Here is a 25,111-nt window from a genome sequence, read left to right as displayed (position 1 = left end):
CGTCAGGGAGAAGGCCGGAGACCAAGGCTGTTCCGGACCGTGGCGGACAGGGTGGAAATGCCGCAGCCCTGACAAATCAGAGCGATGGGTTGTCTAACCCGTTCTGCTGGCCCCCTGACTTCCTTCGACAATCTCGCCCGATGGCTACCCGTTTGGTGAGCACGGGCGGCAAATTGAGGCCGGTGCATTCTGGCCCGCTCCGCGAGGTGCTGTCGTGAGCGCCATGCGAGATTACGACGCCGAATTCGAAGCGGCCGCAGAGGCCGTCGCCGCCCGCCAGCGGCAGACCGCGTTGCCGGCTGCGGTTCTCCCGGACAATGACTGGATGGTCGACGCGCACCCCTCCGGTCTCACCCTCCCCTGCCGCCCGTTTGTCTGGCGCGAGCCGGCGACCATTCCCCGGCGAGAGTGGCTCTACGGCCGCCACTACATCCGCAAGTTCGTCTCGGCGACGTTCGCCCCAGGTGGCCTCGGCAAGTCGTCCCTGGCAGTCGTCGAAGCCTTGGCGATGACGAGCGGGAAGCCGCTTCTCGGTCTGCGGCCCAGCGGTCAGCTGCGGGTTGCCTACTGGAGCGGCGAGGATCCGGGCGACGAGAACGATCGGCGCTTCATGGCGGCCGCCTCGCACTACGGCCTGACGCCGGCCGACCTCGGCATCGGTGGCGACCCTGACGCGCTGCGCCTCTACGTCGGCAGCGGTCGTTCAACCCCCATCGTCATGGCGGAGCAAACGCCGTCGGGCGTGGAGATCATGGTGCCTCAAGTCGAGGCGCTGGAGACGATGATTCGGTCCCTGCGCCTGGACTGCATCATCATCGACCCCTTCGTCTCTTCTCACCGCGTGACGGAGAACGACAACAACGCGATCGACCGGGTCGTGAAGGAGTGGGCGCGGATCGCCGACCACTACGACGTCGCGATCGAGCTGATCCACCATACCCGCAAGGCCAACGGAGCCGAGACCACGGTCGAGGATGGCCGCGGGGCTTCGGCGCTCCTGTACGGTGCCCGATCGGCCCGGGCGCTCAACGGCATGACGAAGGAAGAGGCCGAGCGCGCCGGCGTCGAGAATGCCTACCAGTTCTTCAGGGCGGACACCGGCAAGGCGAACATGGCGCCGCGGTCGGACGTCGCGACCTGGCACCGCGTGATCAGCTTCGACCTCGGCAACGGCGACACCGGGCCCAGCGATCAGGTCGGCGTCGTCATCCCATGGAAGTGGCCGGACCCCTTCGACGGCGTCCAGGCGGCCGACCTGCTGGCCGTTCAGCGCCTGATCGACGGCGGGAAATGGCGCGACAACGCACAGGCGAATGAGTGGGTCGGGAAGGCCGTCGCCGAGGCGTTGGGTCTGGACCTCGACGACAAGGCCGAGCGCCAGAAGGTCAAGGCACTGCTGGCGACGTGGATCAAATCGGGCGCGCTCGTCCGGACCTTGGCGGTCGACGAACACCGGAAGGAGCGCCCCGTCATCGAGGTAGGAAAATGGGCAGAGATCGGATGAAAACGCGCCACTGCGCCACCTTGCGCCACCACGCCTCTGAAGGTGTCGCAAACACTGGCTGCGCTACTGCGCCACCTGCGCCACCACCTATAGGGTGGCTAGGTGGTGGTGGCGCGGATGCCGCCCTGCTGGGCGACGACGGTGTGCGCCACCTTGGACTGACGATCTCCGACACCCTCAGCCTGCACGACGGTGAGCCGATGCACTGGTGGGCATGGGGGGCGTCGGAAGTTCACAGCTCACGGCCAAGCGGACCGGCGGCAGCCTGCAAAGATAACGCTAACCGCGTTTTCTCGCGCGCGCGCGCGAAGGGGGCCGAATGAGCGCCCAGACCGAGCCCTTGGATCGCCTGGTGGAGAAGCTGGAGGCCGGCCTGCGCGGCCGCGGCTACACGGAACGGTCGATCCGAGATCACCGGCGGAAGACCCGCGAGCTCGCCGCAAAGTACCTGCGGCTGACGGTGAAGGAGGCAGCCCATGGCTGAGATCTCCCCTGTGGTGGAAGCCATCTACGGGACCACCAACATCAGTCGATATCTCGGCATCACGCGCGCGGCAGCGCAGCGCGCCATGCAGCGCGGTGAGATCCAGACATTCTCGGTCGCCGGCCGAACGTGCGCGACGTTGGAGGAGATCGGCCGGTTCTCCGCCTCAGTCACCGACGTGCAGGGCTGGGAAGGCGAAGGGGGTGGGCTTTGAGCTCTCCCGAGAACATGAATCAAGATGAGCTCGCAGCAGCCTTTCTGGAGCGTATGGCGAGCGTCTGGGAGCGCCATCGCCTGCCGCTGAGCAGCCTCGCCGTCGCGTGCGTGACCTGGGGTCTGCAGAAAGCCAGCGCCGAAGCCTCGCCCGCTGAAGTCGCCGAGGGCCTGCAGCGCATCGCGGACACCATCCTCGAAAGTGGCGACCTACGACCGAGGCACTTGATCTAGATGACCCACAGGAGCACACTCACTACTGGTTGGGCTTGTACGCCAGGCGCTGCAATCCCTTCCCGGCATGACGGACTCTGCCGGGACCAGCCGTCGCCCAAAAGGCGCAGGCACCGCCTAACCGACGGATCGGCACGCCAGACGCTGCCGGTGCATCGGACGCACACCCAACCGATTTCAAGGACACGACCATGAACACGCGCACCGCGTGCCTGGCGTCCGCCGCTCCCCGCGCGCTGCGCGGTCCGGTGCGCGCTCAAACCCCGGTGGCCGAGGCCATCGCTCAGATCACCAACGCCTTCGACCAGTTCAAGGACAAGAACGAAAGCCGGTGGGACGCTGCCCAACGGACGATCGACGACCTGAACGCGCGCATCGCCGCCGGTTCGCCCAGCGGGGCCGGCATGACCACGCTGACGGCGCCCGACCCGGAATACTCCGGTCTCTTCGCGTCGTGGTTCCGCCGCGGCGATCAGGAGGCCGAGCTCAAGCAGGCCAACGCCACCGGAACCCGGCAGGCGGTCCAAGCGGCCATGTCGGCCGGCACGGACGGTGCCGGCGGCTATCTGGCGCCGGTCGAATGGGACCGCCGCGTCAACAAGGCGCTCGTCCCCGTCAGCCCGATGCGCCGTCTGGCGCGGATCGTGCCGACGACCGTCCGCGCCTACTCGACCCTCTACAGCAAGGACGGCTGGGGATCGGGCTGGGTGGGTGAGACGGCCGCGCGCCCGGCCACCACGACGCCGACGCTGGATCCGCTGATCTTCCCGCACGGCGAGATCTACGCGAACCCCGGCATCACCCAGAACCTGCTGGACGACGCGGACTTCAATCTGGAGGCTTGGCTGGCGGACGAGGTGGCCGAGGAGTTCGCGAAGCAGGAAGGCATCGCCTTCATCTCCGGCAACGGGACGAACAAGCCCCGCGGCCTGCTGACCTACGTCACCGGCGGGGCGAGCGACGATCACCACCCTGGCGGCAATCTGACCGTGGTTCTGTCCGGGGCCGCCTCGGCCCTGCCGAACGCCGACGGCCTGATCGACTTCGTCTACGGCCTGTCGTCGCCGTATCGCCAGAACGCCAAGTGGCTGATGAACAGCATGACGGCGGCGGCCATCGCTAAGTTCAAGGACGGCGACGGCAACTACCTGTGGCGGGAGACCTACGTCGCGGGCCAGCCGGCCACCCTGCTGGGCTACGCGGTCGAGATCGACCAGAACATGCCGGACGTCGGAGCGGGGGCCATCCCCATCGCCTTCGGCGACTTCCAGCGCGGCTATGTCATCAACGACCGTCAGGGCGTCCGTGTCCTGCGTGACCCGTACACGAACAAGCCGTACGTCCACTTCTACACTACGAAGCGTGTCGGTGGCGGGGTCGACGACCCGCAGGCCATCCGGCTGCTGAAGATCGCGGCGAGCTGACCGTGATGGCCTGGACGAAAGGAATCCCGTCTAGGTCCGGGATGGCGCCCTGTGGTGGTGGCGCCATTCCCCACGCTCGCCTGCCCCTCCCCCGGGCGAAAGTTCAGAGCATCCGTCTCAGACGGACCGGTGGGGGCCTCACAGAGAGAATTAGTTTCGGCAGGGCAGGTCATGCGAACCGCCCGAAACCCAATCACAGCGGGCATTTCGCGCGGTTCGCAGTTCGCAAGGGTCCGCAAATCTGCGGATGCTCCTCTGTGAACGCTGCGCAGGATAGGAGCCAACATGGCTGAAGCGATCCTCACAGCGGCCGCCGCCTTCGGAAAGTTTGCCGGCGGGCTGGCGCTGCAGGCGGGAGCAACGCCCCTTGTGGCGTCGTACGTCTCGGCCGCGGCCTTTACCGGGCTGACGGCGGCCGTTCACATCGGGCTGGGCGCCGCTGCACAGGCTCAGATACCCGACGTCGAGACGCAGAAGACCACCCGGAAGCAGACCCGGCCGCCCCGCGTCCTTCCGATCGGCGGCACCTCCCGCCTCGCCCCTGCCTATCGGAGCGCCGCATGACCGCGATCAACATCTGGGTGGCGAGCGACTGCGCCATCGTGTGCACCGACGCCGTGACGGCTGAGGGCAAGCGCGTCCTGTGGATCGGGACGAAGATGCGCCATTTTCCCCATCTGCCGGCCGTGCTCGTCTACACCGGGCGCAGCGCGCACGGGCCGCTCGTTGACGAGTACATCGGCGGCGACTGCTACGACTTCGACGACTTGGTCGCAGACCTCGCGCCGGCCATGACCGACGCCCTACATGATAAGGCGGCTTGGCTGCAGGAAATGAATTCCGCCGGGGAGCCGTTCGACCTCTACGCCGTCGGATGGTCGCGCAGCGCCCAGGCATTTCAGGCGCACGTCTGCAGCTACGACGGCAAGGCTGATCCGCAAACCAGTCTGGTGGGGCTGCTGGCAATCCAGCCCGGCGGACCCGAGTTCGTCAGCGCCTTGATCGAGGCCGGCGTCGGGCCCCAAGCGATCATGGCGAACAAGGACGTCGTCGGCACTTTCAAGCGCGTCATGCAGATCCAGCGTGAGGTCGCGGCGTCCATCGGCCACGTGATCGGCGGCTTCCACCAGCTGACGATCCTGACGCAGCACAAGATCGAGACGGCCGTGATCGATCGCTGGCCGGACCGCTGCGAGGGTGGATGACGGGAACCGCCTAGCCGGACGCCGAAATTGGCGAAGCCCCCAGTTTCCCAGGGGCTTCGTGAGGCGGTTAGCCGCCGGTGGTAGGCATCTTCATTGGGTCACTCCTGTGAGTACGAACGGCACCCAGCTCGAGCCCGCCGATACCTTGGAACATACGTATGTACGGTCGGTTCCGGTGGTCAAGAGCACGGCTTCTTTATCGGCCGTTTCGAGCGAGAGTGTGACGCACGAATCGTTAACAATCCTTACCTCCATCTCCTCTGTGTACCGCGAAGGCTTCACCCCATAAGCTTCGCCAACCTTGAACCACATCCACGCTCGAAACCCGAAAAGCACTGATTCGTCTTCGTGGAGCTTTAGGCACACCGAGTCGCGGACCCCCTGCACACCGAATGCCTTGGGAGTCCCCGGCTCGTGGATTCGTCGCAGGCCCTCGCCCCGATAGACGTCCAGAAGCTCGCCGCAAACTTCAACGTCCAGCTCGTCCGGCTCTATCAGATAGCTGTGTTCCTCGGCATCAAACGACTGGTCCTTGAACATATTCACGACCGTTCGATCGACCTGAAAGGTCGTTTTCACAGCGCCGATCTTCGCGTCGTAATCGGTCACCGTGAGGCATACCTGATAGCGGGGGGAGAAGATGCCGAGCCTCTTCATCTCGTCGGCAATGTGTTTCCTCGATCCGTCGGTGACGTGCCGCCCGTTGAAAAAATAGCGGACTCGGCTGTCGAATCCCTCGTCTCCCGGTCGGTTGAGCGTCAACAGAGCGGCGACGCCTCCCAGCATCAGAAAGAAGGTCAGATCCTCCCAGAACGAAGCCGTGAGGCTCAGCCAGAAGGATGGGAAGTTCTCCACCTCGTAACTGACGGCGTATGCCGTCACACCTAAAGTGACGATCAGAAAAAACACAAAGCCGTAAAAGAGATAGAGCAGCCGGCGGTCAGCTCGGAACGCATCTACCGTGCTGCGAAAAGGGCGCCGTGGAGGCTTCACGTCAGCCTTCTGAGGCCTGTCGGTCTGCGTCGTGCGCGCGCCTTCGCCCTTCACCGCTTTGGCCATCGGTCCCCTCCTCGACGCCGTTCAGCTAACGGCAAAAGGTAGCCGGAGGAAAGAGCGCGAGGCTCCGCATAGCAACGTTGGGGGTCCACAGGTCTGGACAGGCGCGCCATTGCCTTCGGAGGCCAACGCCCCGAGGTTGGGGGCCCGGGTCGGTGGCGCCGCCTGGAGTTCACCAATGCGGACCCGCCTGCGACGCGCGCCTGACGCCAACGATCTCGCCCGGTTGAAGGACGCTCACCGGCTCCTGCAGCAGATCACCGTCGGGCTTCACCCGGCCTGCGCCGGCTTCCTGCCGCTCTATGCGTCGATCGCCACGGTTCGCGCGTGCATGGTGGAATGGTCGGGCGACCCGCTCGCAGGCCTGGACCTCGATAGCATTAGGCCGTTGACTGGGGTCGATGCGACAACGTCGCCGACGCTGCAGCGGGAGACCGCGAAGCATCATCTTCCGCCGATCTGCCCTGATAGTGGTCTAGACCGGTTGTGATCACCGTGTAGGTTCCAAAGGCCAAACAGAACGCTTGCAGGCCTGCGGCGGCAGTCGTCCCAAATGTCCAGTTCTGCTTGACCCAAGCTTCGCCGGCCCGAGCTAAGGGAAATAGAGCCCCGATCACGGAGCCGATGAGAAACCAAACCACTGCTTGTCGCACCGAAGACACAGGCATAAGCGGCGCATCGGCGCGCGTTATGAACAGCAAGGCTGCGAATAGCCCGGCCACGTTTCCAACTGTTAAGTTGAGAAGAAATCTTCTTAGCCAGAAGTTGATCTCCTCTCCTTGGGACTGGCGCTCGGAAGCTTGCTCGTTTGCCTTGCGTTGGGCATCTGCGGTTTGGCGCTGTGCGCTTGCCACCTCTCGCTGTGCATCGGCGAGCTGCATCGTTGCCAAAATACTTTCGATTTCTCGTAGTTCTTTGATAAGTTGCTGCGCCTCATCGAACGCGACCGAACCAGGTTGGGCGCCAGTAAGATGGGCCTCGGCCAATGGCACTCGAGGTAGGAGTGCCTCACGACGGCGATTAAGGTTGTCCCGGATATCGCTCATGACACCGCCTCAGAACAGGTTTTTAATAGTCCGCTCAACACCGTCGATGAGATCCTTAACCTCTTCCGCGGTCGGCTCCTGGGCACGCTTATGATCGCACTTGTTGCGGAGATCACCCAAGTGCTGAAGTCGCCTCCAGCCGGCTGTGTCGATCACATCCGCCTCCTTCAGCGCTGACGAGAGATCCCCGAGGCCTGGCGCCTTTTTTGAAAGCTTGATCCCCCGGTTTGCGACTACCTCCAGCAAGTGGTGCTCCAGCACTACTCCGGCGATAGCACCGGCTGCCCGGTTGAATTTGTGCCGGAGAAGCTCGCGTGCGGAAGCGAGTTCGTCATCGAACACGTCCGCCTGCACAAGCTGACGTATGTCGTAAAGGGACGACGTAAACCGGCCTTCGCAGGCCTTTAAAATCGCGACCTGAGACTGCAGCCGCGGGATGGCTGCAGTGGCATCCACGATGACCCTGTCGTACCGACGGCTCGTCAGGCCATGCATATAGTCTTCGATCACATAGTTCGCAGCGGTAAGTTCTTTCCGCGCGACTTTCGGACGCTCGTAATGCGCGCGGAAATCGGCCAACCGGTCGGGAAGTATCTGCTTTACGATAGCGAGGGCCTCTGAATACCACGCCTGGTATGCGGTCTCGAAGACAGGCAATGATTCTATGTACGCCGAAGCTTTGTCGCCGAGCGCTTTCTTCAGCTGCCTGTCGACATCATCCTTTGCGACGCCGCGCTGCATTGAAATGGTGAGCTTCTCGGTCGCCGCGATCAGACGGGCCAAATCAGACCTGTAGCGATCCAGATTTGAGCTTGTCACAGCGACTTGGCCAACAACCGCCGCACAGCCTCAGGCCGAGACGGCTCGTCGTCTTGCGCTTGGCACCAGGCGTCCAGCTTGCCGAGCTGATCTGGCTGGAGGCGGACGCCGACGAGCGTCCCCTTGCCCGTCGCCGGGCGCCCCCGCGATTTTGTGTTAACCCGGCTTGACGTCATGATTTAGGGATAACATAAAAGGCGGGCCGAGCAAGTGTTGCGAGCACAAGCCCGGCCCTAACCGCAACGGATCCTCTGGAGATCGCGTCATGGCTTCGCACGCCACTAGCACAGGTGCGCCTCGGGCGCCCGCCGACAACCTCATCGACTTAGCCCGGCATCGCCGCGCGAAGGAACGCGCAGCGTATCAGGAAGCGATCGCAAAGCGCCCTGACCGGTCGCCTGAGCTCATGCTGATCCTCGGGATCGTCGACGTCCTTCAGAAAGCGGGCATCGCCGCTGGCGGACCGGACTTCGTGACGTCGCTTATGTGCCGCATGTCCAGTGCTCCGGTAACTGAACAGCCGGACGATTTGCTGCGGGCGGGCAACCTGGTCAGCGATCTCGTGATGCGGGCCTATCCGGAGGGGCGCGCATGAACCGCCGAGCCCTGCTCGCGGCAGTAGGAGCCGCATGCGTCGCTCCGGCCGGCCCTGCTGAAGCCCGCAAATCTGCGGAGTTCCCGACCGGACCCGGCATGGCCGAGATTGCCGCGCACGCCCGCCGCGCCGGCTTCATGCCCGCCGACGTGCGGGCGGTCAGCGGCGGTCCCTACCCTGCCCTGTGGTTCACAGCCCCCGACGCTTCGGTGACTGTCTATGCGACGGGAGCGGGCGTGTGGCGTCGTCAGCAGTACTGAATGCAAATCGGGGGGTTTACACCGGATCAGTTGCGGGGCATCCTCCCCGCATGGCCTATTCGATCATGTACACTCAGTTCAGCGCCGCCGACGCCGCCCGCATCACCGGGGTGTCGCAGGACGAACAGCGCGACTGGCGCAAGCGAGGCTTCCTTCCGCCGATCGACGGCGGAAAAGCCAAGTTCGACGTGAAGCTGCTGGCGGGCATGCTCGCCGCGAAGAAGCTGCAGGGGCTCGGCATCGCTCCAACCACAGGATGGGCCTTGGCCCGATCTTGTGGAGCGATGATCTACACGCGGATCATGAATCGTCGGCACGGCGTGCTCGACCTTCAGGAGCTGGCGCGGGGTCCGTTGGTCCAGACGTCGGGCCAATCGGACGTCATGGCGCGCTGGGCGATCGCGGACGACGAGCGCACTTGGGGGTATGCCGACGATGCCGCCTCCCTGGCCGACCAAATCGGGGCGGCAAGCGCAGTGCTGGATCTCGACCGGCTGGCCCGGGAGCTCGTGCAGGACGCCCGCCGGCCGGTCGCGTCGATTGAGCCCAGCCATGGCTGATCGCAGACCCCGAACACCTATTGCAAGCAAGCGCGACTTGGCGAAGGCGCTGGACGTCTTGAATGCCCGCGGCGTGTCCTTCGCCGGCATCACCATCCTTCCTGGCGGCGGCATGTTCGTGTGCGTCGATCCGGCCGTTCTTGGCCTCAGGCCCGCCAACGACGACGAGGGAGGGGCAGCATGGGACGCGGCGCTGGACGCAGACTAGGGTTCCCGAACGCGGCGGCCTTCACAGATCGCCACGGTAAGGTTCGCTGGCGCTTCCGCAAAAAGGGGCTGGCTGCCGTCTACCTGCCCGGGCTGCCCGGCTCTGCCGAGTTCGCGGCGGCTTACGCAGCCGCGACCCTCGGTCAGACGACCAAGCTTCAGCCGGGCGCCGCTCGCACGCAGCCCGGCACGCTGCATGCCTTGGCGGTCGAGATCTACGCGTCGGCCGAGTGGGCACAGCTATCGACGGCGACCCAGACGACCTATCGCGGCATTCTGGAGGGCCTGCGCGACCGGTACGGCGAGCTCCTGATAGCCGGGCTGACCAGAGATCGCGTGCTCCGCATGCGGGACAAGAAACGCGACCATCCGACGGCCGCGAACAACTTGGTGAAAGTTCTCCGCTGGGCCCTCGCCTTCGCCGTCGCACGCCGGCTGCTGAGGGAGAACCCGACCGACGGCATCAAGCCGCTGAAGGTGGCGACCGACGGCTTCCACACCTGGACCGAGGACGAGATCGCCGCCTTTGAGGCGCGATGGCCTGTCGGCACGCGCGAGCGCCTGGCCTTCGATCTGCTGCTGCACACCGCACAACGCTCCGGCGACGTGCGCCAGATGGGGCGCCAGAGCCTTCGGAACGGCGTCCTGAAGGTGCGGCAGGAAAAGACCGGTGCCGAGCTGGAGCTGCCCCTGCACACCGCCCTTCGCGCATCGCTGGCGACCGTGCCAGCGAACCAGATGCTGTTCCTGCAGACCGCCAAGGGTGAAGCCTTCACCGCAGCGGGGTTCGGCAACTGGTTCAAGGATGCCTGCCGGGACGCGGGGGTCGGACATTGCTCCGCCCACGGGCTGAGGAAGTCAGCCGCCACTCGCTTGGCCGACGCTGGCTGCACCGAGTCGCAGATCATGGCTTTCACCGGCCATGCCACGTCGAAGGAGGTGCGCCGGTACACCGCCAAACGCGATCAGCGGCGCCTTGCAGCGGCCGCGCTGCAGCAGGTCGCCGGGGCGAAAGAGGAACAGACGTTGGCTAACCCTGCCGACCGGTTAGCCAAATCGCCCCGCAAGTCCCTGAAAGGTAAGGGCGCATGATCCAGCATGGCGGACAGGGTGGGATTCGAACCCACGGTGAGCTTCCACCCACGGCGGTTTTCAAGACCGCTGCCTTAAACCACTCGGCCACCTGTCCGGTCGCCGGCCAGGCGGGTGGCTGGAGGTGCCGGAAGTCTGGCGGAGACGGAGGGATTCGAACCCTCGGTACCGGTTACCCGGTACGACGATTTAGCAAACCGTTGCCTTCAGCCACTCGGCCACGTCTCCGGCAGACGGCGTCGATAGCGGAGGCGCGCGGGCGGCGCAACCGGGCCCTTGGGGCTGAGGCATTAAGGGGATGGTCAGGCCCGCGTGCCAAGGTTCGGCGACCCTGAAACCGGACCGACGGCCCGCATGACCTCGACCGCCGCCCTGCTTTCGCCGACCGAGCGCGGTCCGGACGTCGCCGCCTCGCTCGACGCGCGCGGACTGCAGGACATGGCGGAGCAAGGCATGGCCGACGGCGCGGCGAAGCGCGGACCGTTCCGGCCGGAGGTCTGGCTGAACGCCCGTCAGCGGCACGCCGCCCGGCTGGCCGCGCACTACTTCCGGGCCATCGACGTGGCGGTCGTCAGCGCCGTGTCCCTGCTCTGCGCCTGGGCCGCCTCGCCGACCGACCTGGCGCAGGCGCCCGTGGCCCATGCGGCGCCTTTTGCGGTCGGCGCGGTCGCCCTTCTGGGCCTGCTCCGCTCTCTGAACCTTTACAGCTTTCCTGCGGCGCGCTCCGCCGTGCTCCATCTCGCGGCGCTGGCCGGCATCACGTCGGCGGCCGCCCTGCTCGCCGTCGCGGTCGCCCTGACGCTGGACGGCGCCGGGATCTCCAGCATCGTGGTCTGGGCCGGCGTGACCATGGCGGCGCTCTATGGGCTTCATCTGGTCTGGCTGGAAAAGGTCGCGGCGTGGCGACGTTCGGGCGCCCTGACGCCCAACGTCGTCGTGGTCGGCGCGACGCGCCACGCCGAAACCCTGATCCGGGCGGCGCTGAAGCGGCGCGACGTCAACGTTCTGGGGGTCTTCGACGATCGGCTGGCGCGCAGTCCCGACACCGTCGAGGGCGTGCCTGTGCTGGGCGATTCCGAGGCCTTGCTCAGCCACCGCATCCTTCCGTTCGTCGATCGCATCGTCGTGGCCATCGATCCCAAAGCGGAAGCGCGGGTCCGACACCTGATGGGCCGGCTCGGCGCCCTGCCGAACGAGGTGACGCTGCTGGTCGATCCGGCCCGCGCAGGGGATCGCGAGGACGCCCTGCGCAAGCTGGCCGACAGCCGTCTGGCGCCCCTCGACGGGCGCAAGGACGACGACCGGCGCGCCTTTCACAAACGGCTGCTGGACCTGACCGTCGGCGGAGCGGCGTTTCTCGCGCTGCTGCCGGGCATGGCCCTGATCGCCCTGATGGTGAAGCTGGACAGCCCGGGGCCGGCCCTGTTCCGCCAGCGTCGACATGGGTTCAACCAGGAAGAGATCGTGGTGTGGAAGTTCCGCACGATGAAGCACGCCAGCGCCGACGCCACCGCCAGCCGCCAGGTCACCCATGACGACGACCGGATCACCCGGCTGGGCAGGGTTCTGCGTTCGACCAGCCTGGACGAGCTGCCCCAGCTGCTGAACGTCCTGACGGGCGAAATGAGCCTCGTCGGTCCTCGCCCGCACGCCGTCGGCATGAAGACGGGCCAGATCGAATCGGCGCGTCTGGTCGCCGACTACGCCCATCGCCACCGCATCAAGCCCGGCATGACAGGCTGGGCCGCCATCAAGGGCTCGCGCGGGCCGCTGCATTCCGCCCAGGACGTCCGGCGCCGCGTGCAGCTGGACGTCGAATACGTGGAGCGTCAGTCGGTCTGGCTGGACCTCTGGATCATGCTGGTGACGGTGCCCGTGCTGCTCGGCGACCGCGCCGCGGTGCGCTGACGTGTTCTGGCGGGGTGTCTGGGGCTACCTGCCCGCCAACGTGGTCCAGGGCGTGGCCGGCTTTCTGGCCATCGTTCTGTTCACCCGCCTGCTGTCGGCCGAGGAGTTCGGCCGCTACGCGCTCGCCTTTTCGGTCTTCACCCTGGCTCACGTGGCGATCTTCACGTGGCTGGAGGCGTCCATGGCGCGCTTCTGGGCGGCCTCGACGCCGGGCGCCGACCTGCAGGGGCATTTCGCCGGCCTGTACCGCACGGCGCTGATCCTGACGGCGGGTTTCGTGCCCCTCGCGCTTCTCGCCGTCTGGCTGTGGCCGGCCGATCCCCTGTTCCGCGTCGCGGTGGCGGCGGGGCTGATGGGGTGTCCGATCCGTTGTCTGGTCAAGCTGGCGCAGGAACGCCTGCGGGCCGAGGGCGAAGTGTCGAAGTCCGCCGGCATCGACATGACCGTCACGGTCGGCAGCCTGCTGATCGGCGTCGGCTTCGCGCTGGCGGGCGCCGGCGGCGCGGCGCCGCTCTTGGGGCTGGGCATCGGCCCACTGCTGGTGCTGCCCTTCGTGCTGCCGGGCGAGTGGCGCAAGGGACGCGGCGCGCGGCTGGAGCCCGCGCGCATGCGGGCCTATGCCGCCTATGGCTACCCTATCGCCGCGTCGCTGGCGCTGACTGTCGTGCTCGCGTCCACCGACCGCTTCCTTCTGGCCGCCTTCCTCGACGAAGCGGCGGTCGGCGCCTACCACGCCGGCTATTCGATCGCGAACCGCACGCTGGACGTGCTGTTCCTCTGGCTGGGGGCCGCCGGTCAGCCGGCACTCGTGATGGCGCTGGAGCGCGGCGGCCGTGACCGCCTGACGATCGCGGCCCGGGAACAGCTGTCGACCTTTCTGCTGATCGGCCTGCCGGCCGCGGCCGGGGTGGCGCTCGTCGCGCAGCCGCTGGCCGACGTGCTGATCGGCGAAGATCTCCGTGCGGCGGCGGTGACCGTGACGCCGTGGATCGCGCTGTCGGCCCTGCTGTACGGCCTGACGGCCTATTATTTCGGACAGGCGTTCACCCTCGGGCGCAAGACCACGGCCCTGCTGGGCGCCATGGCCGTGCCGGCCGTGCTGAACGTGGTTTTGAACGTGATCCTGGTGCCGCGGTTCGGCCTGATCGGCGCGGCCTGGGCCACGGCCGCCAGTTTCGGCGCGGGTCTGATCGCAACCCTGGTGCTGGGCCGCCGCGTGCTGCCGCTTCCAATGGCGTGGGAGTCACTGGCCCGGTGCGGCGTCGCGACGGCGGGCATGGCCGCCGTGGTCGCCGCCCTGCCCCCGATCGGAGGCTTTGCCGAGCTCATGCTCAAGGCCGGCGTCGGCGGTCTGGTCTACGGGGTGCTGGCCCTCACGATGAACGCCGCCGGCGTGCGCGACGTCGCGACGTCGCTGATCCGGCGTCGGCGTCGCTCGGGAGCGCCGGCATGAGCCCGCGCGCCGACCTGTTCGACAACCCGGCGTGGCCGTCTGCACGCCCTCGCCTGTCCGTTCTGATCCCCTTCCTGCGGGACGACCCCATGACGTTGCTGGCCGCGCTCGGAGCGACGCCGACCTCGGCGGCGGAACTGATCGTGCTGGACGACGGCACGGGCGATCCGGATCTGACGGCGAGACTGAAGCTGACCATTCGGGATCTCGCGCTGCCGGCCCGTCTCGTCACCCTGCCGGCCAACGAGGGGCGTTCGCGCGGTCGCAATCGGCTGGCCCAGGCCGCCCGGGGCGGGCACCTGCTGTTCCTCGACTCCGACATGCTCCCGGACGCCACGGATTTCCTCGCCGAGTGGGTCAGGCTGGTGGAGACGGAAGACCCGGCGGTGGCGTTCGGGGGCTTCTCCCTGAAACAGGCTTCCACGGACCGTCGGTTCGCGGTGCATCGGGCCATGGCGGGGCGCTCGGAAACGCTCGACGCCGCCACGCGCGCGAAGACGCCGGAGAAATACGTCTTCACGTCCAATCTCCTGGTCCGGCGCGACGTGTTCGAGGCGGAGGCCTTCGATCCAGGTTTCGCCGGCTGGGGGTGGGAGGACGTCGAATGGGCCATGCGCGTGTCACGCCGCTGGCCCGTGCGCCACGTGGACATCACGGCGACGCACATGGGTCTGGACGACGCAGCCGCGCTCGCCGGCAAGTACGAGCAGTCCGCGGCCAACTTCGCCCGGGTCGTCCAGCGTCATTTCGACCTCGTGTCGTCCTACCCCAGCTACCGCGTCGCACGGCGACTGAAAGCCCTGCCCGGACTCGCTCTCCTGCGGCCATGGCTGAAGCGGCTGGCGCTGAGCGAAGCCGCCCCGGTCGGCGCGCGGGCCTTCTCGCTGCGCCTGTACCGCGCCGCCCTCTATGCGGACCGGGTGTGACGTGGCCCACGTCGCCGTCGTCATTCCCACCCTGCGCCGTCCGGACAGCCTCGCGCGCGCCCTTCGTTCGGTCTTCGCCCAGGAGAATCCCGACGGTCACGACGTCGAGATCGTCGTCGTGGACAACGATCCGGCGCGCACGGCGTCCGGGCCGGTGGAGGCTCTACGTACTGAAAGCCCGTTTCCACTGACTCTTGCGAGCGCTCCTAACCCCGGCATCGCCACCGCGCGCAACGCGGGTCTCGCCGCGACCGCGGCGCCGCTGATCGCGTTTCTTGACGACGATCAGGAAGCGACGGCCGGGTGGCTTGCGGCGCTGATCGCCGCGCAGGCCCGCACGGCCGCCGACGTGGTCTTCGGTCCGATAACGGGCGTGGCCGAGGGCGCACCGGACTGGGCGCGCGGCCATCTCGACGACTTTTTCGGCAGGACGGGCCCTGCCGACGACCGCCTCATCGACAAGCCTTGGGGATGCGGAAACGCCCTTCTGGTGCGCGCGACCGCCCTGCCCGGCACTGAGCCGTTCGACGTGGCGGCCGATCAGCTGGGCGGAGAAGACGACGCCCTGTTCGCCAAGGTCCGCGCCGCCGGTGGCCGCTTCGGCTGGGCGGCCGCGGCGCGCGTGTCCGAGATCGCGCCGCCCCACAGGGCCACGATGTCGTACGCGCTCAGGCGAGCCTTCGCCTATGGTCAGGGACCGAGCCAGGAGGCCCGGTTGCGGGGCGACTGGACGGGCGTGGGAAAGTGGATGGCCGTCGGCCTGCTTCAAACCCTGCTCTGGTCCGCGGCCTCGGCGGTTCTGTGGCTCCTGCGACGCCCGTCGCGCGCCCGTGCGCTGGATCGTGCGGCGAGAGGACTGGGGAAGGTGCTCTGGGCGCCGGTGTTCGAGCCGAAGTTCTATGGCGCGCCGGAGCTCGCGCGACTGGAGCGCGTCAGCCCGTCAGGCGGCTGAGGAAGGTCGGCGGCGACCACGCCGTGCGGTTCAGCACGACGCCCGCGATGCGCCCGCCCACGGCCTCGATCTCCTGACGCAGCGCCGACGCTTCGTTCGCGCCGGTGGATTCGGCCGCCACGACCAGCACGACGGCGTCGGCCAGCGGCGCGAGAACCAGCGCCGTGTCGGATCGCTCGGCCGCCGGGCAATCCACGACGACGGTCTCGGCATGCGGCCGGATGGCGTTCCACCAGGCGGGATCGGGCGAGGCTTCGACGCGCTGACCCGTCCGGATCGCCTCGGCCGCGAAACGCGAGACCCACAGACGCCCTCCCAGACAGGACCGCGCCGTCAGCAACCGCGCCGGCGGCACGATCCGGCCGTCCCGGCTCTTCACCGGCGGATGCACGTCGAAGAAGCAGGAGCCGTCCGGCGACGCCAGCGCCGGCTTGCTCAGACCGCCGAAACGCTCGGGCGCGGCGGCCACGGCTTCCTGCTGGCCCGGCTGATCCAGATCCGCGTCGATGAGCCAGACGGGGCGCCTGGCGCGCACCGCAGCGAGCCGGGCGTACTCGCGTGAGACGGTGGACGCGCCTTCGCCCGACAGGGCCGACACGATCAGCACCGTCCGGCCGCCGCGCGCCGGGGCGGGGCCGAGGGCGGACCACAGGGCGGCCATCTCGGATGTCAGATCGATCATCGAATCGCCGGAACGCTCGCGCACGACGCGAAGGCTATCATGCCCCGCGCGTTCATCGCGCGACCTTGACGGGCGCGGCCGCCAGAACCGGAAGATCCAGCGTCCGTCCGACGGACGCGGGGGTCGTGAAGCCGCGCCGGGAGAAGATGCGGATCAATCCGACCGAAAGGGCCGTGAACCCGGCGAACAAGATCACCGCCGCCAGCAACGGCAGCTTAAGGCTCTTGCCACGCAGCGGCGGCGCGGCGCGCTCCATGACCCGGACGTCGTCGGCGCCCGCCTTCACCAGCCCCTGATCGGCCAGCGCCTGGGCCTCACGCTGCTGGAACTCGCGAACCGTCGCGCTCTGCACGTCGCGGGCGCCGGCCAGGGTGGCGTTCTCCGACTCCACGGCCGTGAGCCGTGCCTGTCGCGCGCGCAGCTCCCCCAGCTGGGCGTCGAGCACTCCGAGGCGGGCGAGCAGGGAGTCGCGCTGCGCGAGGGTCGTCGCCCGCGTCGTCTCCAACTCGACCCAGATCGGGTTGGGCCCGGTCCGCACCTCCTTGACGCCGACCCCCTGCCCCGAGGCGACGTACTGCTCGAGGCCGGCGATCCGGGCCTCGATGTCCTGGATCGGCTGACTGTCGGGCAGGTAACGGGCCAGCAGCTGCTCCCGTTCGGTGCGCAGCTGGAGGATCTGGTCGCGGGCCGCCACGTTCAGGTCCTGCTGGAGGGCGATTTCGGGAGGCGTCGAGGCCAGCTGGCTTTCCAGCGTGGCGAGTTGTCGCGTCATCTGGTTGACCTGGGCCTGGGTCGACAGACGATCGGCGGAGACGGTCTGCCAATTGGCCGCCAGCGCGGCCTTCGTGGCCGCGAAGTCGCCTATGTCCTCGGTGCGCAGAAACTGTTCGTAGGCCGCGTCGGCGTCGGCCAGCGCGTCCTCGAACACAAGCCGCTGCGCGGTCAGGGCCGGCGCGCTCGCGTCGGCGAAGACCTCGCGACGGTGGATCAGATATTGGTCGATGACGGCGTTCAGAACCGTCGCGGCCCGCTGGGCGTCGTCGGCCTCATAGGTGATTCCGATGATGGGGCTGCCGGTCACGGCGCCCGCCGACAGTCCGCCTTCCAGCGCCCTGATCGCGGAGACCCGCATCTGGGCCGGCGTGCCGGTGGCCTTGGGCCCCAGAATGGCCGGCGCGCCCAGCTGATCGACCACTCGCTCCTTGACGGCCCGGCTGTTTAGCAGCGCCGCCTCCGACTGGGTGACGGTGTCGACGTCGGGGGTCTGACCTCGCTCGGCCGTGCCCACGCGCGGCTGGTACACGTATTCCTGCCCGACCCCGGCGTAGACGCTGCCGCGCGCCGTGTAGGTCTTGCCCATGGTCAGGACGACGGCCGTGCCGATCGCCACGACCGCCAGGAAGATCACGAGCATGATCCAGATCTCGCGGAACAGCAGGCCGATCACGTCCATCAGGCCGTAGCGCGGTCGGGCGATGACTGTGGCCGTCGTGCGCATGAGTGCTGGACGCGAATCCGTGAGACTGAACCGGAGCCTCAGCCTTCGCCGGTCGGCGTTAACCATCGGTTACCCATGACGCCGCCACCCTGCCCTCACCACGATCCGTCGCGCCGGGATTCGGAATGACCTTCAGCCGCAGGCATATGATGCTTTGCCTCGCCGCCCTGCCGCTGGCGGCCTGCGGAGGGGTGCGCGTTCCGGCGGTGTCCGACGCGCTGGCCGGCCCGGCGACCAGCCGTGGCTTTCCGGACATTCCCTTCGCGGACTGGACGGACGACGAGCCGGAGTACGTGCTCTATCCCAACGACGAGATCGAGGTCGCCACGCCGACCGCTCCGGAGCTGACGCGCACGCTGAAGGTCGGTCCGGACGGACGGATATCCCTGCCGCTGCTCGGCCAGGTGATGGCCGCGGACCGCACGCTGGCGGAACTGGAGCGCGACGTTTCGGCGGGGTACGCGGCTCAGCTGGTGCGCCCCGTCGTGGAGATCACGCTGAGGCAGGCCGGACCGATCCGGGTGTGGGTCGACGGCGAGGTCCGCACACCCGGCGTCTATGAGATGACCGGAGACATCGACGCCTACCAGGCCGTCATTCAAGCCGGTGGCTTCCTGCCGACCGCGCGGACTCAGGAAGTGGCGCTGATCCGCCGGGGACCGGGCGGACGCCGCATGCTGCGGGTGCTGGACCTTCGGCTCCGGCGCGGGACGGCGGTGGCCGTGAGACGGGGTGACGTCATCTTCGTTCCCCGCTCGACGCTGGGCGAGCTGGCCAACTTCTTCACCCAGATCCGCAACGCCCTGCCCATAGGGTTCAACTATACCATCAACGGGCAGTATCAGCAGTTCTGATCAGGCTGCCAGGCGGCTGGTTCCCGCGTCGATCCAACGGCGGGCCGCACGCTGCGCCTCGCCGATCTCCTCACGGTCCATCTCCTGGGACAGCTCGCGACGGTATTCGCGCGCTTCCTGCGAACCCATCATGGCCGCCAGGTTCAGGATCATGTGGGCCGAGACCCGGTCCATCGGGCAGCCGCCCGTGCCGGTGGAGTACTTCAGCCCCAGCTGGAACAGCGCCGCGCCGTCCATGTCCGGGGTGGGCAGGGGCAGAGCGCCCTCTTCCGCAGCGTCGTGCGCCAGTTCTTGCGCGGTCATCACCAGTCCTCCAGGCCGTTCTGGCCTCGCTTGATGACGCGATCAAATACCCGCGGTTTGAAGTTAAAGTTAATGGCGAAATGCCGGCCGGAAGTTTTTCGCCAACGGAGAATGAAGACGCCGGCGGCTGTTCAACGTCCCGAAACCATTGGACAATCTTTGCTTAGGACTTTCGCGCCCTCTGACCGAACAGGACGGCGCGCTGCCCGTCCGCCTCCCGGCCCGCCTTGGCCAGATCCTTGCCCAGATCCTTGCCGAGCCAGCGACCTTTCTGGACGGCGGGCCGACCGCCGACGGCGTCGAACCAGCGCTTGAGATTCGGGAACTCGTCCAGATCCTGCCCCTGCCGCTCCCACGGGACGATCCACGGCCAGATGGCCATGTCGGCGATGGAATAGTCGCCGGCCACGAACTCGCGGTCGGACAGGCGCCGGTCGAGCACGCCGTACAGCCGGTGAGTCTCGTCGGTGTAGCGTCGCACGCCATAGGCCAGATGGCGTTGGTCCGCCGTCAGCGCCGAGGCGTACTGGCGGAAATGATGGGTCTGGCCGGCCATGGGGCCCAGGCCGCCGACCTGCCAGAACAGCCACTGATCGACCTCTGCGCGGCCCCGGACGTCGGACGGATAGAAGCGGCCCGATTTGGCGCCGAGATACTGCAGGATCGCGCCGCTTTCGAAGATCGACAGCGGCTGGCCGTCCGGGCCTTCGGGATCGACGATCGCGGGCATCCGCCCGTTCGGGCTGATGGCCTGAAAGGCCGGCTCGAACTGTTCGCCCACGCCGATGTTCACCGGCTTGAGCTCGTACGGCAGGCCCATCTCCTCCAGGGCGATGGCGACCTTCCACCCGTTCGGCGTGGGCCAGTACCAGAGCTCGATGGGGCGCGTCATTCGGGACCTCCGTTCAGAGGTCACAGGTGGGGGCGACCGGGCTCCGTGCAATGGGGGTCCAAGCTGACCGTCCCATTCAGGGACGGTTCATGCCGGACGGCCGACCGTCGGTCATCATCGGTTCCGGACCGCCTTCACGTCCGGCTTTCAACGAGGCCCGTTCATGAAACGCCTGACCAAGGCCGCCCTTGTGGCGGTCGCCCTGTCGACCACGGCGGTGCCGCTGGCCGCCGAAGCCCAGAGCCGCCGCGATCGGCAGGAGCGCCGCGACGACCGGCGGGATTACCGCCAGGACCGCCGCGACGATCGCCGTGACTTCCGTGACGAGCGACGCGACGACCGTCGCGACTGGCGACGTGGAGAATACGACAACCGGCGCGACTACCGCGAGGATCGCCGGGACGACCGCCGCGACTATCGCGCCGAGCGCCGGGACGACCGCCGTGAGTTCCGCGACGACCGCCGGTGGGATCGCAACAACCGCGACTGGTGGCGCGGCCGGGCCGACTTCCGCAACTATCGCGGCCGTCGCGACGGCTACTGGTACGCCCCGGGCTACGGCTACTACCGGGTCGAGCCCCGCTACTACGGCCAGCGCTGGAGCCGCGGCGCCTATCTGCCGTCCAGCTATCACCGCTACTACGTCAACGATCCGTACTTCTACGGATTGCGCGACGCCCCGCGCGGCCACCGCTGGGTGCACGCCGACAACGACATCCTTCTGGTCGCCCTGGCGACCGGCGTGATCGCGGACGTGCTGTTCGACGTCTTCTGACGAACGCGCGCCTGCGCAGGGCGAAGGCCTCGCGGCGCCGCCGCGGGGCCTTTCCACGCCCGGTTCAGTCACCGTTCAGCTTGCGAAGCCCAGCGTCATCCCAAGCCGCCCCCTGAGGGCGTGCAGGAACCCACGAGAATGAAAAGAACCCTGTTGGTCTTTTCCGCCCTGACGGCCTTCGTCGTCCCGGCGGCGGCCCCGGCGATCGCCGCGGCCCAGGACCCCGAGCGTCGGCGCGACCGCACCGAAGCCCGTGAAGAACGACGCGAGCAGCGTCGCGAGGCGCGGGAAGAACGTCGAGGCGGCGGCGCCGACGGCGGAGAGCAGCGTCCGGATCGTCCCGACCGGCCGGACCGTCCCGAACAACCTCGACCGGATCGGCCCGATCGCCCCGATCGGCCGGACCGACCCGAGCAACCCCGGCCCGATCGTCCCGATCGTCCGGATCGACCGGATCGACCGGACAGACCTGACCAGCCGCGCCCCGACCGGCCCGATCGTCCTGACCGGCCCGATCGTCCTGATCAGCGTGACGACCGCCGGAACGATCGGTGGGACCGCCGCGAGGAGCGGCGCGACGACCGTCGCGACCGCCGCGAGGACCGGACCGAGCGCCGCGACGACCGCCGCGACTATCGCGAGTTCCGGCGCGGCTGGAACCGCGACGCCTGGCAGCGGGACTGGAGCCGTCGTCACGGCCGGACCGACTGGTGGCGCAACGACCGCCACTTCCGCGGCTGGTCCGGCGTGCGGGTCGGCTTCTACTTCTCGCCCGGGTACGGCTATTACAGCGTCCCGCGGTCGTACTGGGGTCGCAGGTATCACGAGGGTCAGTATCTGCCCTCGCTGTTCTGGCGCTACGAGATCACCGACCCGGGCTACTGGGGCCTGCCGTGGCCGCAGCCGGGCACGATGTGGGTCTGGGTGGACAACAACATCTACCTGGTCGACCGCTTCGACGGTTACGTGATCGAGGCGATCCACGACGCCTGGCGCTGGTAGGTCGCGCCACGACGAGAAAGGCCCCGGATCGCTCCGGGGCCTTTTTCATGTCCGGCGTTAGGATCGTTCAGGCCACTGCAGGGAGGCGCGCGACGTTGCAGTGGGTCCAGAGCCTGTCCATGGCCTGCACCAGAGCGTCCATCATGCCGTCGTCATGGTCGGGCGACGGGGTGAAGCGCAGCCGCTCGGTCCCCTTGGGCACGGTCGGATAGTTGATCGGCTGGACGTAGATGCCGTGCTCTTCCAGCAGCATGTCGGAGATCATCTTGGTGTGCACCGGATCGCCGACGAAGACGGGCACGATGTGGCTCTCGGACGGCATGACGGGAATGCCCGCCGCCTCGAACCGCGCCTTCAGCGCCGCGGCGCGTTCCTGATGGCGCTCGCGCAGCTCCGGATGGGCCTTGAGGTGCCGGACCGAGGCCAGGGCGCCCGCCGTGAGCGCCGGCGGCAGCGAGGTGGTGAAGATGAAGCCCGAAGCCCAGCTGCGGATGGCGTCGACGATCACCGCGTCCGCCGCGATGTAGCCGCCCATGACGCCGATGGCCTTGCCCAGGGTGCACTCGATCACGTCGATCTGATCCAGAACGCCGTCGCGTTCCGCGATCCCCGCGCCCCGCGGCCCGTAAAGGCCGACGGCGTGCACCTCGTCGAGATAGGTCAGGGCGCCGTACTTTCTGGCCAGCGCGATCGTGCCCTTCAGGTCGGCGACGTCGCCGTCCATGGAATAGACGCTCTCGAAGGCGATCAGCTTGGGCGCCCCGGCCGGCGCCGCGGCCAGCAGGGTCTCCAGATGCTCCAGATCATTGTGCAGGAAGACGTGACGCTCGCCTCCGCCATGGCGAATCCCGGCGATCATGGAGGCGTGGTTCAGGCTGTCCGAAAAGATGATCAGACCCGGCAGGATGCGTTGCAGCGTGGCCAGCGTCGCCTCATTGGCCACGTAGCCGGAGGTGAACAGCAGCGCCGCTTCCTTGCCGTGCCAGTCGGCCAGTTCGGCCTCCAGATTCACCGCCGATCGCGTGGTGCCTGAAATGTTGCGCGTGCCCCCGGCGCCTGCGCCAGCCGCGTCGATCTCCGACTTCATGGCGTCCAGGACCACGGGATGCTGGCCCATGCCCAGATAGTCGTTCGAGCACCAGACGACGACGTCCTGCTCCGTGCCGTCGGCCCGACGACGGACGGCGCGAGGGAACCTGCCGCGCACGCGCTTCAGGTCGGCGAAGACGCGATAGCGCCCCTCGCCCTTCACCTGCTCCACGGCGGTCTGGAATGCGGCCTTGTAGTCGTACAACCCGGTGAACTCTGACGGCTTCGGATCAGGCGGGTTCTGCGCCGGAGGGGCGTGAAAGTCCACCTCCTGCACCGGTTAAATGGTCGCAATCAACCACTTGCGAGCGGTTCGCAGGCACGTTCGTGCGCATTCAGCGCGGCAGCTCGTCCAGCTTGCCGCGTAGAAGTTGCAGGATCGCGGAGAAGTCGCGGCCGCCGAAGCCCAGCCGGTCGAACATCTGGTAAAGGGCCTCCGTCTGCGCCCCCAAGGGCGTGGAAGCCCCGGCCGCGGCGGCGGCCTGCTGGGCCAGCTTCAGATCCTTCAGCATCATCGCCGTGGCGAAGCCGCCGTCATAGTTTCGGTTCGACGGCGCGGTCGGCACGGGGCCGGGCCACGGATAGTATGTCGTGACGGACCAGCTCTGTCCCGAGGCCTTCGACACGATGTCGAACATCTTGACCGGATCCAGACCCAGCTTCTCGGCCAGGGCGATGGCCTCGCAGGTGCCCAGCATGGTGATGCCCAGAATCATGTTGTTGCAGATCTTGGCCGCCTGCCCCCCGCCGTGATCGCCGGCGCGGAAGGTGGCGCGGCTCATGGGATCCAGCGCCGTCTCGATGCGCGCGAACTGGGGCTCGTCGCAGCCGACCATGAAGGCCAGCGTGCCCGCATCGGCCGCCATCGTCCCCCCGGACACGGGCGCGTCGGCGAAGACGTAGCCCGCCTCGGCGGCCAGGCCCGCCACTTTTCGGCAGGTGTCGACATCGATGGTAGAGCAGTCCAGCAGCAGGGCCGAAGTCGGCGCCGCGCCGATGATCTGCTCCGAATAGACCTTCAGCACATGCGGTCCCGCGGGCAGCATGGTGATGACCACGTCCGCGTCCTTCACAGCCTCGGCCACCGAGCCGGCCGCCTGACACCCGGCCGCCACGGCGCGCTGCACCGCCTCCCGGGACAGGTCGAACGCCTTCACGACGTGGCCGGCTTTGGCCTGATTGGCGGCCATGCCCCCGCCCATGTTGCCCAGGCCGATGAAGGCGACGGTCTGCGTCATGGCGAACTCTCCCTGTCCTGACTCGGCGGGAGCGTTAGCGGGTTCGCGGCGGCGTCGCCAGCGCCGCCGTTCAGCCCGGCTTGCGGAAGCGCAGCATGAACTGGCTCGTCTTGCCCTGGATGGAATCGTCGAAGACGTTGGCCGTCAGGGGGTCGCCGTCGCGTTCGAGCAGGTCGCTTTCACCCTCCAGCACGAAGCCGGCGGCCAGCACTTCGCGCTTCACCTGCTCCACGTCGATCCGGTGGAGGGTGTTCGTGGCCGCCAGACCGGATCCTTCGGCGGCATGGTGGTCGACGATGACGTAGTGCCCGCCGGGCTTGAGCGCGGCGAAAGCGGCCGCGTTGACGCGTCGGGCGGTGTCGTCGGCGAACGGGTCGAGGTGCAGGTCGTGATAGTTTTGCGCCGTGAAGACGACGTCCACGCCCGACGGCCAGACCGGCGCCGCGATCGGCGAACTCACGCCGTCGACGTTGGCGAGCGCGTCGGCCGCCGTCACCGCATCCCCGTAGCTGGCCTGAAACTGCACGAACTCCTGCGGCTGCCAGGCCGTGACGTGACCTTCCGGCCCCACCGCCGCGGCGAAGGCGCGGGTGAAGAAGCCGCCGCCGATGATCATGTCGATCACCCGGTCGCCTGGTTCGACGCGGGCGAACGCCAGCGTCCCGGCCGTCATGCGCACGGCGTCCCGTGCCCGGTCCTGGTCCGTGCGGGGCGCGCCGGCCAGGGCTTCCGCATAGCTCTCCGGAGCGGGGCCTCCCATCATGGCCCCGCAGGCCGCAGCGCCGAGGGCCGCCGCGATCGCCGCGGCCGCCAGTCCCACCTTCAGTCCACGCATGCTCG

29 protein-coding genes and 2 tRNA genes are annotated in these 25,111 nt (G+C 67.8%); 19 read left to right on the top strand and 12 right to left on the bottom strand.

The annotated features are described in order from the left end of the window. Nucleotides 1-223 precede the first annotated feature (223 nt). The 7 genes from VGR32_RS10170 (at nucleotide 224) to VGR32_RS10140 (ending at nucleotide 5,064) form a co-directional block, all read left to right on the top strand. Nucleotides 224-1,504: an AAA family ATPase gene (locus VGR32_RS10170; RefSeq protein ID WP_327450265.1), complete on the top strand. Its 1,281-nt coding sequence runs from the start codon at nucleotides 224-226 to the stop codon at nucleotides 1,502-1,504. 319 nt (nucleotides 1,505-1,823) lie between these two features. Then, nucleotides 1,824-1,988: a hypothetical protein gene (locus VGR32_RS10165; protein ID WP_327450263.1), complete on the top strand. Its 165-nt coding sequence runs from the start codon at nucleotides 1,824-1,826 to the stop codon at nucleotides 1,986-1,988. Further along, nucleotides 1,981-2,202, top strand: a complete 222-nt coding sequence (locus VGR32_RS10160) for a hypothetical protein (protein ID WP_327450261.1) — start codon at nucleotides 1,981-1,983, stop codon at nucleotides 2,200-2,202. The genes VGR32_RS10165 and VGR32_RS10160 overlap by 8 nt, the downstream gene beginning before the upstream one ends. Nucleotides 2,203-2,216: 14 nt before the next feature. After that, nucleotides 2,217-2,435, top strand: a complete 219-nt coding sequence (locus tag VGR32_RS10155; RefSeq protein WP_327450259.1) for a hypothetical protein — start codon at nucleotides 2,217-2,219, stop codon at nucleotides 2,433-2,435. Nucleotides 2,436-2,626: 191 nt separating this feature from the next. Then, entirely contained in the window at nucleotides 2,627-3,859 is a 1,233-nt protein-coding gene (locus VGR32_RS10150; RefSeq protein WP_327450257.1) for a phage major capsid protein, read from the top strand. 285 nt (nucleotides 3,860-4,144) lie between these two features. Beyond that, entirely contained in the window at nucleotides 4,145-4,423 is a 279-nt protein-coding gene (locus VGR32_RS10145) for a hypothetical protein (protein ID WP_327450256.1), read from the top strand. After that, nucleotides 4,420-5,064 carry a hypothetical protein gene (locus tag VGR32_RS10140; protein WP_327450254.1) on the top strand — a complete coding sequence of 215 codons (645 nt, stop codon included), beginning with the start codon at nucleotides 4,420-4,422 and terminating at the stop codon, nucleotides 5,062-5,064. The genes VGR32_RS10145 and VGR32_RS10140 overlap by 4 nt, the downstream gene beginning before the upstream one ends. Nucleotides 5,065-5,154: 90 nt before the next feature. Here the strand turns inward: VGR32_RS10140 and VGR32_RS10135 are convergent, their stop codons facing one another. From VGR32_RS10135 to VGR32_RS10125, 3 genes are all read right to left on the bottom strand, one after another. Further along, nucleotides 5,155-6,123: a hypothetical protein gene (locus VGR32_RS10135; RefSeq protein ID WP_327450252.1), complete on the bottom strand. Its 969-nt coding sequence runs from the start codon at nucleotides 6,121-6,123 to the stop codon at nucleotides 5,155-5,157. 377 nt (nucleotides 6,124-6,500) lie between these two features. Continuing rightward, nucleotides 6,501-7,166: a hypothetical protein gene (locus VGR32_RS10130; RefSeq protein WP_327450250.1), complete on the bottom strand. Its 666-nt coding sequence runs from the start codon at nucleotides 7,164-7,166 to the stop codon at nucleotides 6,501-6,503. 9 nt (nucleotides 7,167-7,175) lie between these two features. Beyond that, nucleotides 7,176-7,949 (bottom strand): hypothetical protein, encoded by a 774-nt coding sequence (locus VGR32_RS10125; RefSeq protein WP_327450248.1) that lies wholly within the window; start codon nucleotides 7,947-7,949, stop codon nucleotides 7,176-7,178. Nucleotides 7,950-8,250: 301 nt separating this feature from the next. Between VGR32_RS10125 and VGR32_RS10120 the strand changes: the two genes are divergently transcribed. The 5 genes from VGR32_RS10120 (at nucleotide 8,251) to VGR32_RS10100 (ending at nucleotide 10,699) form a co-directional block, all read left to right on the top strand. After that, the gene (locus VGR32_RS10120; RefSeq protein ID WP_327450246.1) at nucleotides 8,251-8,580 is read left to right on the top strand and encodes a hypothetical protein; all 330 of its coding nucleotides are present in this window, start codon (nucleotides 8,251-8,253) and stop codon (nucleotides 8,578-8,580) included. A 98-nt stretch (nucleotides 8,581-8,678) separates the two neighbouring features. Next, nucleotides 8,679-8,840: a hypothetical protein gene (locus VGR32_RS10115; protein ID WP_327450244.1), complete on the top strand. Its 162-nt coding sequence runs from the start codon at nucleotides 8,679-8,681 to the stop codon at nucleotides 8,838-8,840. Between the two features lie 50 nt (nucleotides 8,841-8,890). Beyond that, complete coding sequence (locus VGR32_RS10110) at nucleotides 8,891-9,400, top strand: MerR family transcriptional regulator (RefSeq protein WP_327450242.1); 510 nt, start codon at nucleotides 8,891-8,893, stop codon at nucleotides 9,398-9,400. Between the two features lie 73 nt (nucleotides 9,401-9,473). Beyond that, nucleotides 9,474-9,608: a hypothetical protein gene (locus VGR32_RS10105; protein ID WP_327450240.1), complete on the top strand. Its 135-nt coding sequence runs from the start codon at nucleotides 9,474-9,476 to the stop codon at nucleotides 9,606-9,608. Continuing rightward, entirely contained in the window at nucleotides 9,581-10,699 is a 1,119-nt protein-coding gene (locus VGR32_RS10100) for a tyrosine-type recombinase/integrase (protein WP_327450238.1), read from the top strand. Before VGR32_RS10105 ends, VGR32_RS10100 begins: the two co-directional genes overlap by 28 nt. Before the next feature lie 7 nt (nucleotides 10,700-10,706). Here VGR32_RS10100 and VGR32_RS10095 read toward each other — a convergent pair. Both VGR32_RS10095 and VGR32_RS10090 read right to left on the bottom strand, forming a co-directional pair. Continuing rightward, nucleotides 10,707-10,796 (bottom strand) — tRNA-Ser (locus VGR32_RS10095). 39 nt (nucleotides 10,797-10,835) lie between these two features. Next, nucleotides 10,836-10,927 (bottom strand) — tRNA-Ser (locus tag VGR32_RS10090). 126 nt (nucleotides 10,928-11,053) lie between these two features. Between VGR32_RS10090 and VGR32_RS10085 the strand changes: the two genes are divergently transcribed. Genes VGR32_RS10085 through VGR32_RS10070 form a run of 4 tightly spaced genes read left to right on the top strand, consistent with a single transcriptional unit; the run spans nucleotide 11,054 to nucleotide 15,938 of the window. Then, on the top strand, nucleotides 11,054-12,607 hold the full coding sequence (locus VGR32_RS10085) for an exopolysaccharide biosynthesis polyprenyl glycosylphosphotransferase (protein WP_327450236.1): 1,554 nt from the start codon (nucleotides 11,054-11,056) through the stop codon (nucleotides 12,605-12,607). A 1-nt stretch (nucleotide 12,608) separates the two neighbouring features. Next, on the top strand, nucleotides 12,609-14,060 hold the full coding sequence (locus VGR32_RS10080) for a lipopolysaccharide biosynthesis protein (RefSeq protein WP_327450234.1): 1,452 nt from the start codon (nucleotides 12,609-12,611) through the stop codon (nucleotides 14,058-14,060). Then, on the top strand, nucleotides 14,057-14,986 hold the full coding sequence (locus VGR32_RS10075) for a glycosyltransferase family 2 protein (RefSeq protein ID WP_327450232.1): 930 nt from the start codon (nucleotides 14,057-14,059) through the stop codon (nucleotides 14,984-14,986). Before VGR32_RS10080 ends, VGR32_RS10075 begins: the two co-directional genes overlap by 4 nt. A gap of 1 nt (nucleotide 14,987) precedes the next feature. Then, nucleotides 14,988-15,938 (top strand): glycosyltransferase family 2 protein, encoded by a 951-nt coding sequence (locus VGR32_RS10070; protein ID WP_327450230.1) that lies wholly within the window; start codon nucleotides 14,988-14,990, stop codon nucleotides 15,936-15,938. Here the strand turns inward: VGR32_RS10070 and VGR32_RS10065 are convergent. Together VGR32_RS10065 and VGR32_RS10060 are read right to left on the bottom strand one after the other, a co-directional pair. Further along, nucleotides 15,919-16,620 carry a hfsB gene (locus tag VGR32_RS10065; protein WP_327450228.1) on the bottom strand — a complete coding sequence of 234 codons (702 nt, stop codon included), beginning with the start codon at nucleotides 16,618-16,620 and terminating at the stop codon, nucleotides 15,919-15,921. The two genes, VGR32_RS10070 and VGR32_RS10065, sit on opposite strands and share 20 nt — an antisense overlap. 52 nt (nucleotides 16,621-16,672) lie before the next feature. Beyond that, nucleotides 16,673-18,118, bottom strand: coding sequence for a GumC family protein (locus VGR32_RS10060; RefSeq protein WP_327450226.1), 1,446 nt, complete (start codon nucleotides 18,116-18,118; stop codon nucleotides 16,673-16,675). Nucleotides 18,119-18,264: 146 nt separating this feature from the next. On the opposite strand from VGR32_RS10060, the gene VGR32_RS10055 reads away from it, so the two are divergent. After that, entirely contained in the window at nucleotides 18,265-18,972 is a 708-nt protein-coding gene (locus VGR32_RS10055) for a polysaccharide biosynthesis/export family protein (RefSeq protein WP_327450224.1), read from the top strand. Here the strand turns inward: VGR32_RS10055 and VGR32_RS10050 are convergent, their stop codons facing one another. Further along, nucleotides 18,973-19,275, bottom strand: coding sequence for a sel1 repeat family protein (locus VGR32_RS10050; protein ID WP_327450222.1), 303 nt, complete (start codon nucleotides 19,273-19,275; stop codon nucleotides 18,973-18,975). 163 nt (nucleotides 19,276-19,438) lie between these two features. Then, a complete protein-coding gene (locus VGR32_RS10045) occupies nucleotides 19,439-20,167 on the bottom strand; it encodes a glutathione S-transferase family protein (RefSeq protein WP_327450220.1) in 729 nt (242 codons plus the stop codon). Between the two features lie 163 nt (nucleotides 20,168-20,330). On the opposite strand from VGR32_RS10045, the gene VGR32_RS10040 reads away from it, so the two are divergent. Beyond that, nucleotides 20,331-20,942 (top strand): RcnB family protein, encoded by a 612-nt coding sequence (locus tag VGR32_RS10040; protein WP_327450218.1) that lies wholly within the window; start codon nucleotides 20,331-20,333, stop codon nucleotides 20,940-20,942. A gap of 138 nt (nucleotides 20,943-21,080) precedes the next feature. Next, complete coding sequence (locus VGR32_RS10035) at nucleotides 21,081-21,944, top strand: RcnB family protein (RefSeq protein WP_327450216.1); 864 nt, start codon at nucleotides 21,081-21,083, stop codon at nucleotides 21,942-21,944. Between the two features lie 67 nt (nucleotides 21,945-22,011). Here VGR32_RS10035 and hemA read toward each other — a convergent pair whose 3' ends face one another. The 3 genes from hemA to VGR32_RS10020 all read right to left on the bottom strand — a co-directional run bounded on the left by hemA (nucleotide 22,012) and on the right by VGR32_RS10020 (nucleotide 25,106). After that, nucleotides 22,012-23,238: a 5-aminolevulinate synthase gene (gene hemA / locus VGR32_RS10030; RefSeq protein WP_327450586.1), complete on the bottom strand. Its 1,227-nt coding sequence runs from the start codon at nucleotides 23,236-23,238 to the stop codon at nucleotides 22,012-22,014. A gap of 130 nt (nucleotides 23,239-23,368) precedes the next feature. After that, nucleotides 23,369-24,397 carry a 3-hydroxyisobutyrate dehydrogenase gene (mmsB, locus tag VGR32_RS10025; RefSeq protein WP_327450585.1) on the bottom strand — a complete coding sequence of 343 codons (1,029 nt, stop codon included), beginning with the start codon at nucleotides 24,395-24,397 and terminating at the stop codon, nucleotides 23,369-23,371. Then, nucleotides 24,342-25,106, bottom strand: coding sequence for a methyltransferase (locus tag VGR32_RS10020; protein ID WP_327450214.1), 765 nt, complete (start codon nucleotides 25,104-25,106; stop codon nucleotides 24,342-24,344). The genes mmsB and VGR32_RS10020 overlap by 56 nt, the downstream gene beginning before the upstream one ends. Between the last annotated feature and the right edge of the window lie 5 nt (nucleotides 25,107-25,111).

Origin of the sequence: Brevundimonas sp., assembly GCF_035935935.1 — a bacterium.
In the GTDB taxonomy this organism is placed as follows: domain Bacteria; phylum Pseudomonadota; class Alphaproteobacteria; order Caulobacterales; family Caulobacteraceae; genus Brevundimonas.
Note: the sequence above shows the minus strand (reverse complement) of the source record. Positions and strands in the feature narration are given on the sequence as shown.

Bases quoted from the DNA above. Each gene is read 5' to 3' on its own strand.
- VGR32_RS10065 (WP_327450228.1), bottom strand. From the start codon at position 16,620: ATGATCGATCTGACATCCGAGATGGCCGCCCTGTGGTCCGCCCTCGGC.
- VGR32_RS10130 (WP_327450250.1), bottom strand. From the start codon at position 7,166: ATGAGCGATATCCGGGACAACCTTAATCGCCGTCGTGAGGCACTCCTA.
- VGR32_RS10055 (WP_327450224.1), top strand. From the start codon at position 18,265: ATGATGCTTTGCCTCGCCGCCCTGCCGCTGGCGGCCTGCGGAGGGGTG.
- VGR32_RS10140 (WP_327450254.1), top strand. From the start codon at position 4,420: ATGACCGCGATCAACATCTGGGTGGCGAGCGACTGCGCCATCGTGTGC.
- VGR32_RS10135 (WP_327450252.1), bottom strand. From the start codon at position 6,123: ATGGCCAAAGCGGTGAAGGGCGAAGGCGCGCGCACGACGCAGACCGAC.
- VGR32_RS10020 (WP_327450214.1), bottom strand. From the start codon at position 25,106: ATGCGTGGACTGAAGGTGGGACTGGCGGCCGCGGCGATCGCGGCGGCC.
- VGR32_RS10060 (WP_327450226.1), bottom strand. From the start codon at position 18,118: ATGCGCACGACGGCCACAGTCATCGCCCGACCGCGCTACGGCCTGATG.
- VGR32_RS10165 (WP_327450263.1), top strand. From the start codon at position 1,824: ATGAGCGCCCAGACCGAGCCCTTGGATCGCCTGGTGGAGAAGCTGGAG.
- VGR32_RS10035 (WP_327450216.1), top strand. From the start codon at position 21,081: ATGAAAAGAACCCTGTTGGTCTTTTCCGCCCTGACGGCCTTCGTCGTC.
- VGR32_RS10040 (WP_327450218.1), top strand. From the start codon at position 20,331: ATGAAACGCCTGACCAAGGCCGCCCTTGTGGCGGTCGCCCTGTCGACC.
- VGR32_RS10100 (WP_327450238.1), top strand. From the start codon at position 9,581: ATGGGACGCGGCGCTGGACGCAGACTAGGGTTCCCGAACGCGGCGGCC.
- VGR32_RS10150 (WP_327450257.1), top strand. From the start codon at position 2,627: ATGAACACGCGCACCGCGTGCCTGGCGTCCGCCGCTCCCCGCGCGCTG.
- VGR32_RS10170 (WP_327450265.1), top strand. From the start codon at position 224: ATGCGAGATTACGACGCCGAATTCGAAGCGGCCGCAGAGGCCGTCGCC.
- VGR32_RS10160 (WP_327450261.1), top strand. From the start codon at position 1,981: ATGGCTGAGATCTCCCCTGTGGTGGAAGCCATCTACGGGACCACCAAC.
- VGR32_RS10155 (WP_327450259.1), top strand. From the start codon at position 2,217: ATGAATCAAGATGAGCTCGCAGCAGCCTTTCTGGAGCGTATGGCGAGC.
- VGR32_RS10045 (WP_327450220.1), bottom strand. From the start codon at position 20,167: ATGACGCGCCCCATCGAGCTCTGGTACTGGCCCACGCCGAACGGGTGG.
- VGR32_RS10115 (WP_327450244.1), top strand. From the start codon at position 8,679: ATGGCCGAGATTGCCGCGCACGCCCGCCGCGCCGGCTTCATGCCCGCC.
- VGR32_RS10145 (WP_327450256.1), top strand. From the start codon at position 4,145: ATGGCTGAAGCGATCCTCACAGCGGCCGCCGCCTTCGGAAAGTTTGCC.
- VGR32_RS10075 (WP_327450232.1), top strand. From the start codon at position 14,057: ATGAGCCCGCGCGCCGACCTGTTCGACAACCCGGCGTGGCCGTCTGCA.
- VGR32_RS10050 (WP_327450222.1), bottom strand. From the start codon at position 19,275: ATGACCGCGCAAGAACTGGCGCACGACGCTGCGGAAGAGGGCGCTCTG.
- VGR32_RS10120 (WP_327450246.1), top strand. From the start codon at position 8,251: ATGGCTTCGCACGCCACTAGCACAGGTGCGCCTCGGGCGCCCGCCGAC.
- VGR32_RS10110 (WP_327450242.1), top strand. From the start codon at position 8,891: ATGGCCTATTCGATCATGTACACTCAGTTCAGCGCCGCCGACGCCGCC.
- VGR32_RS10085 (WP_327450236.1), top strand. From the start codon at position 11,054: ATGACCTCGACCGCCGCCCTGCTTTCGCCGACCGAGCGCGGTCCGGAC.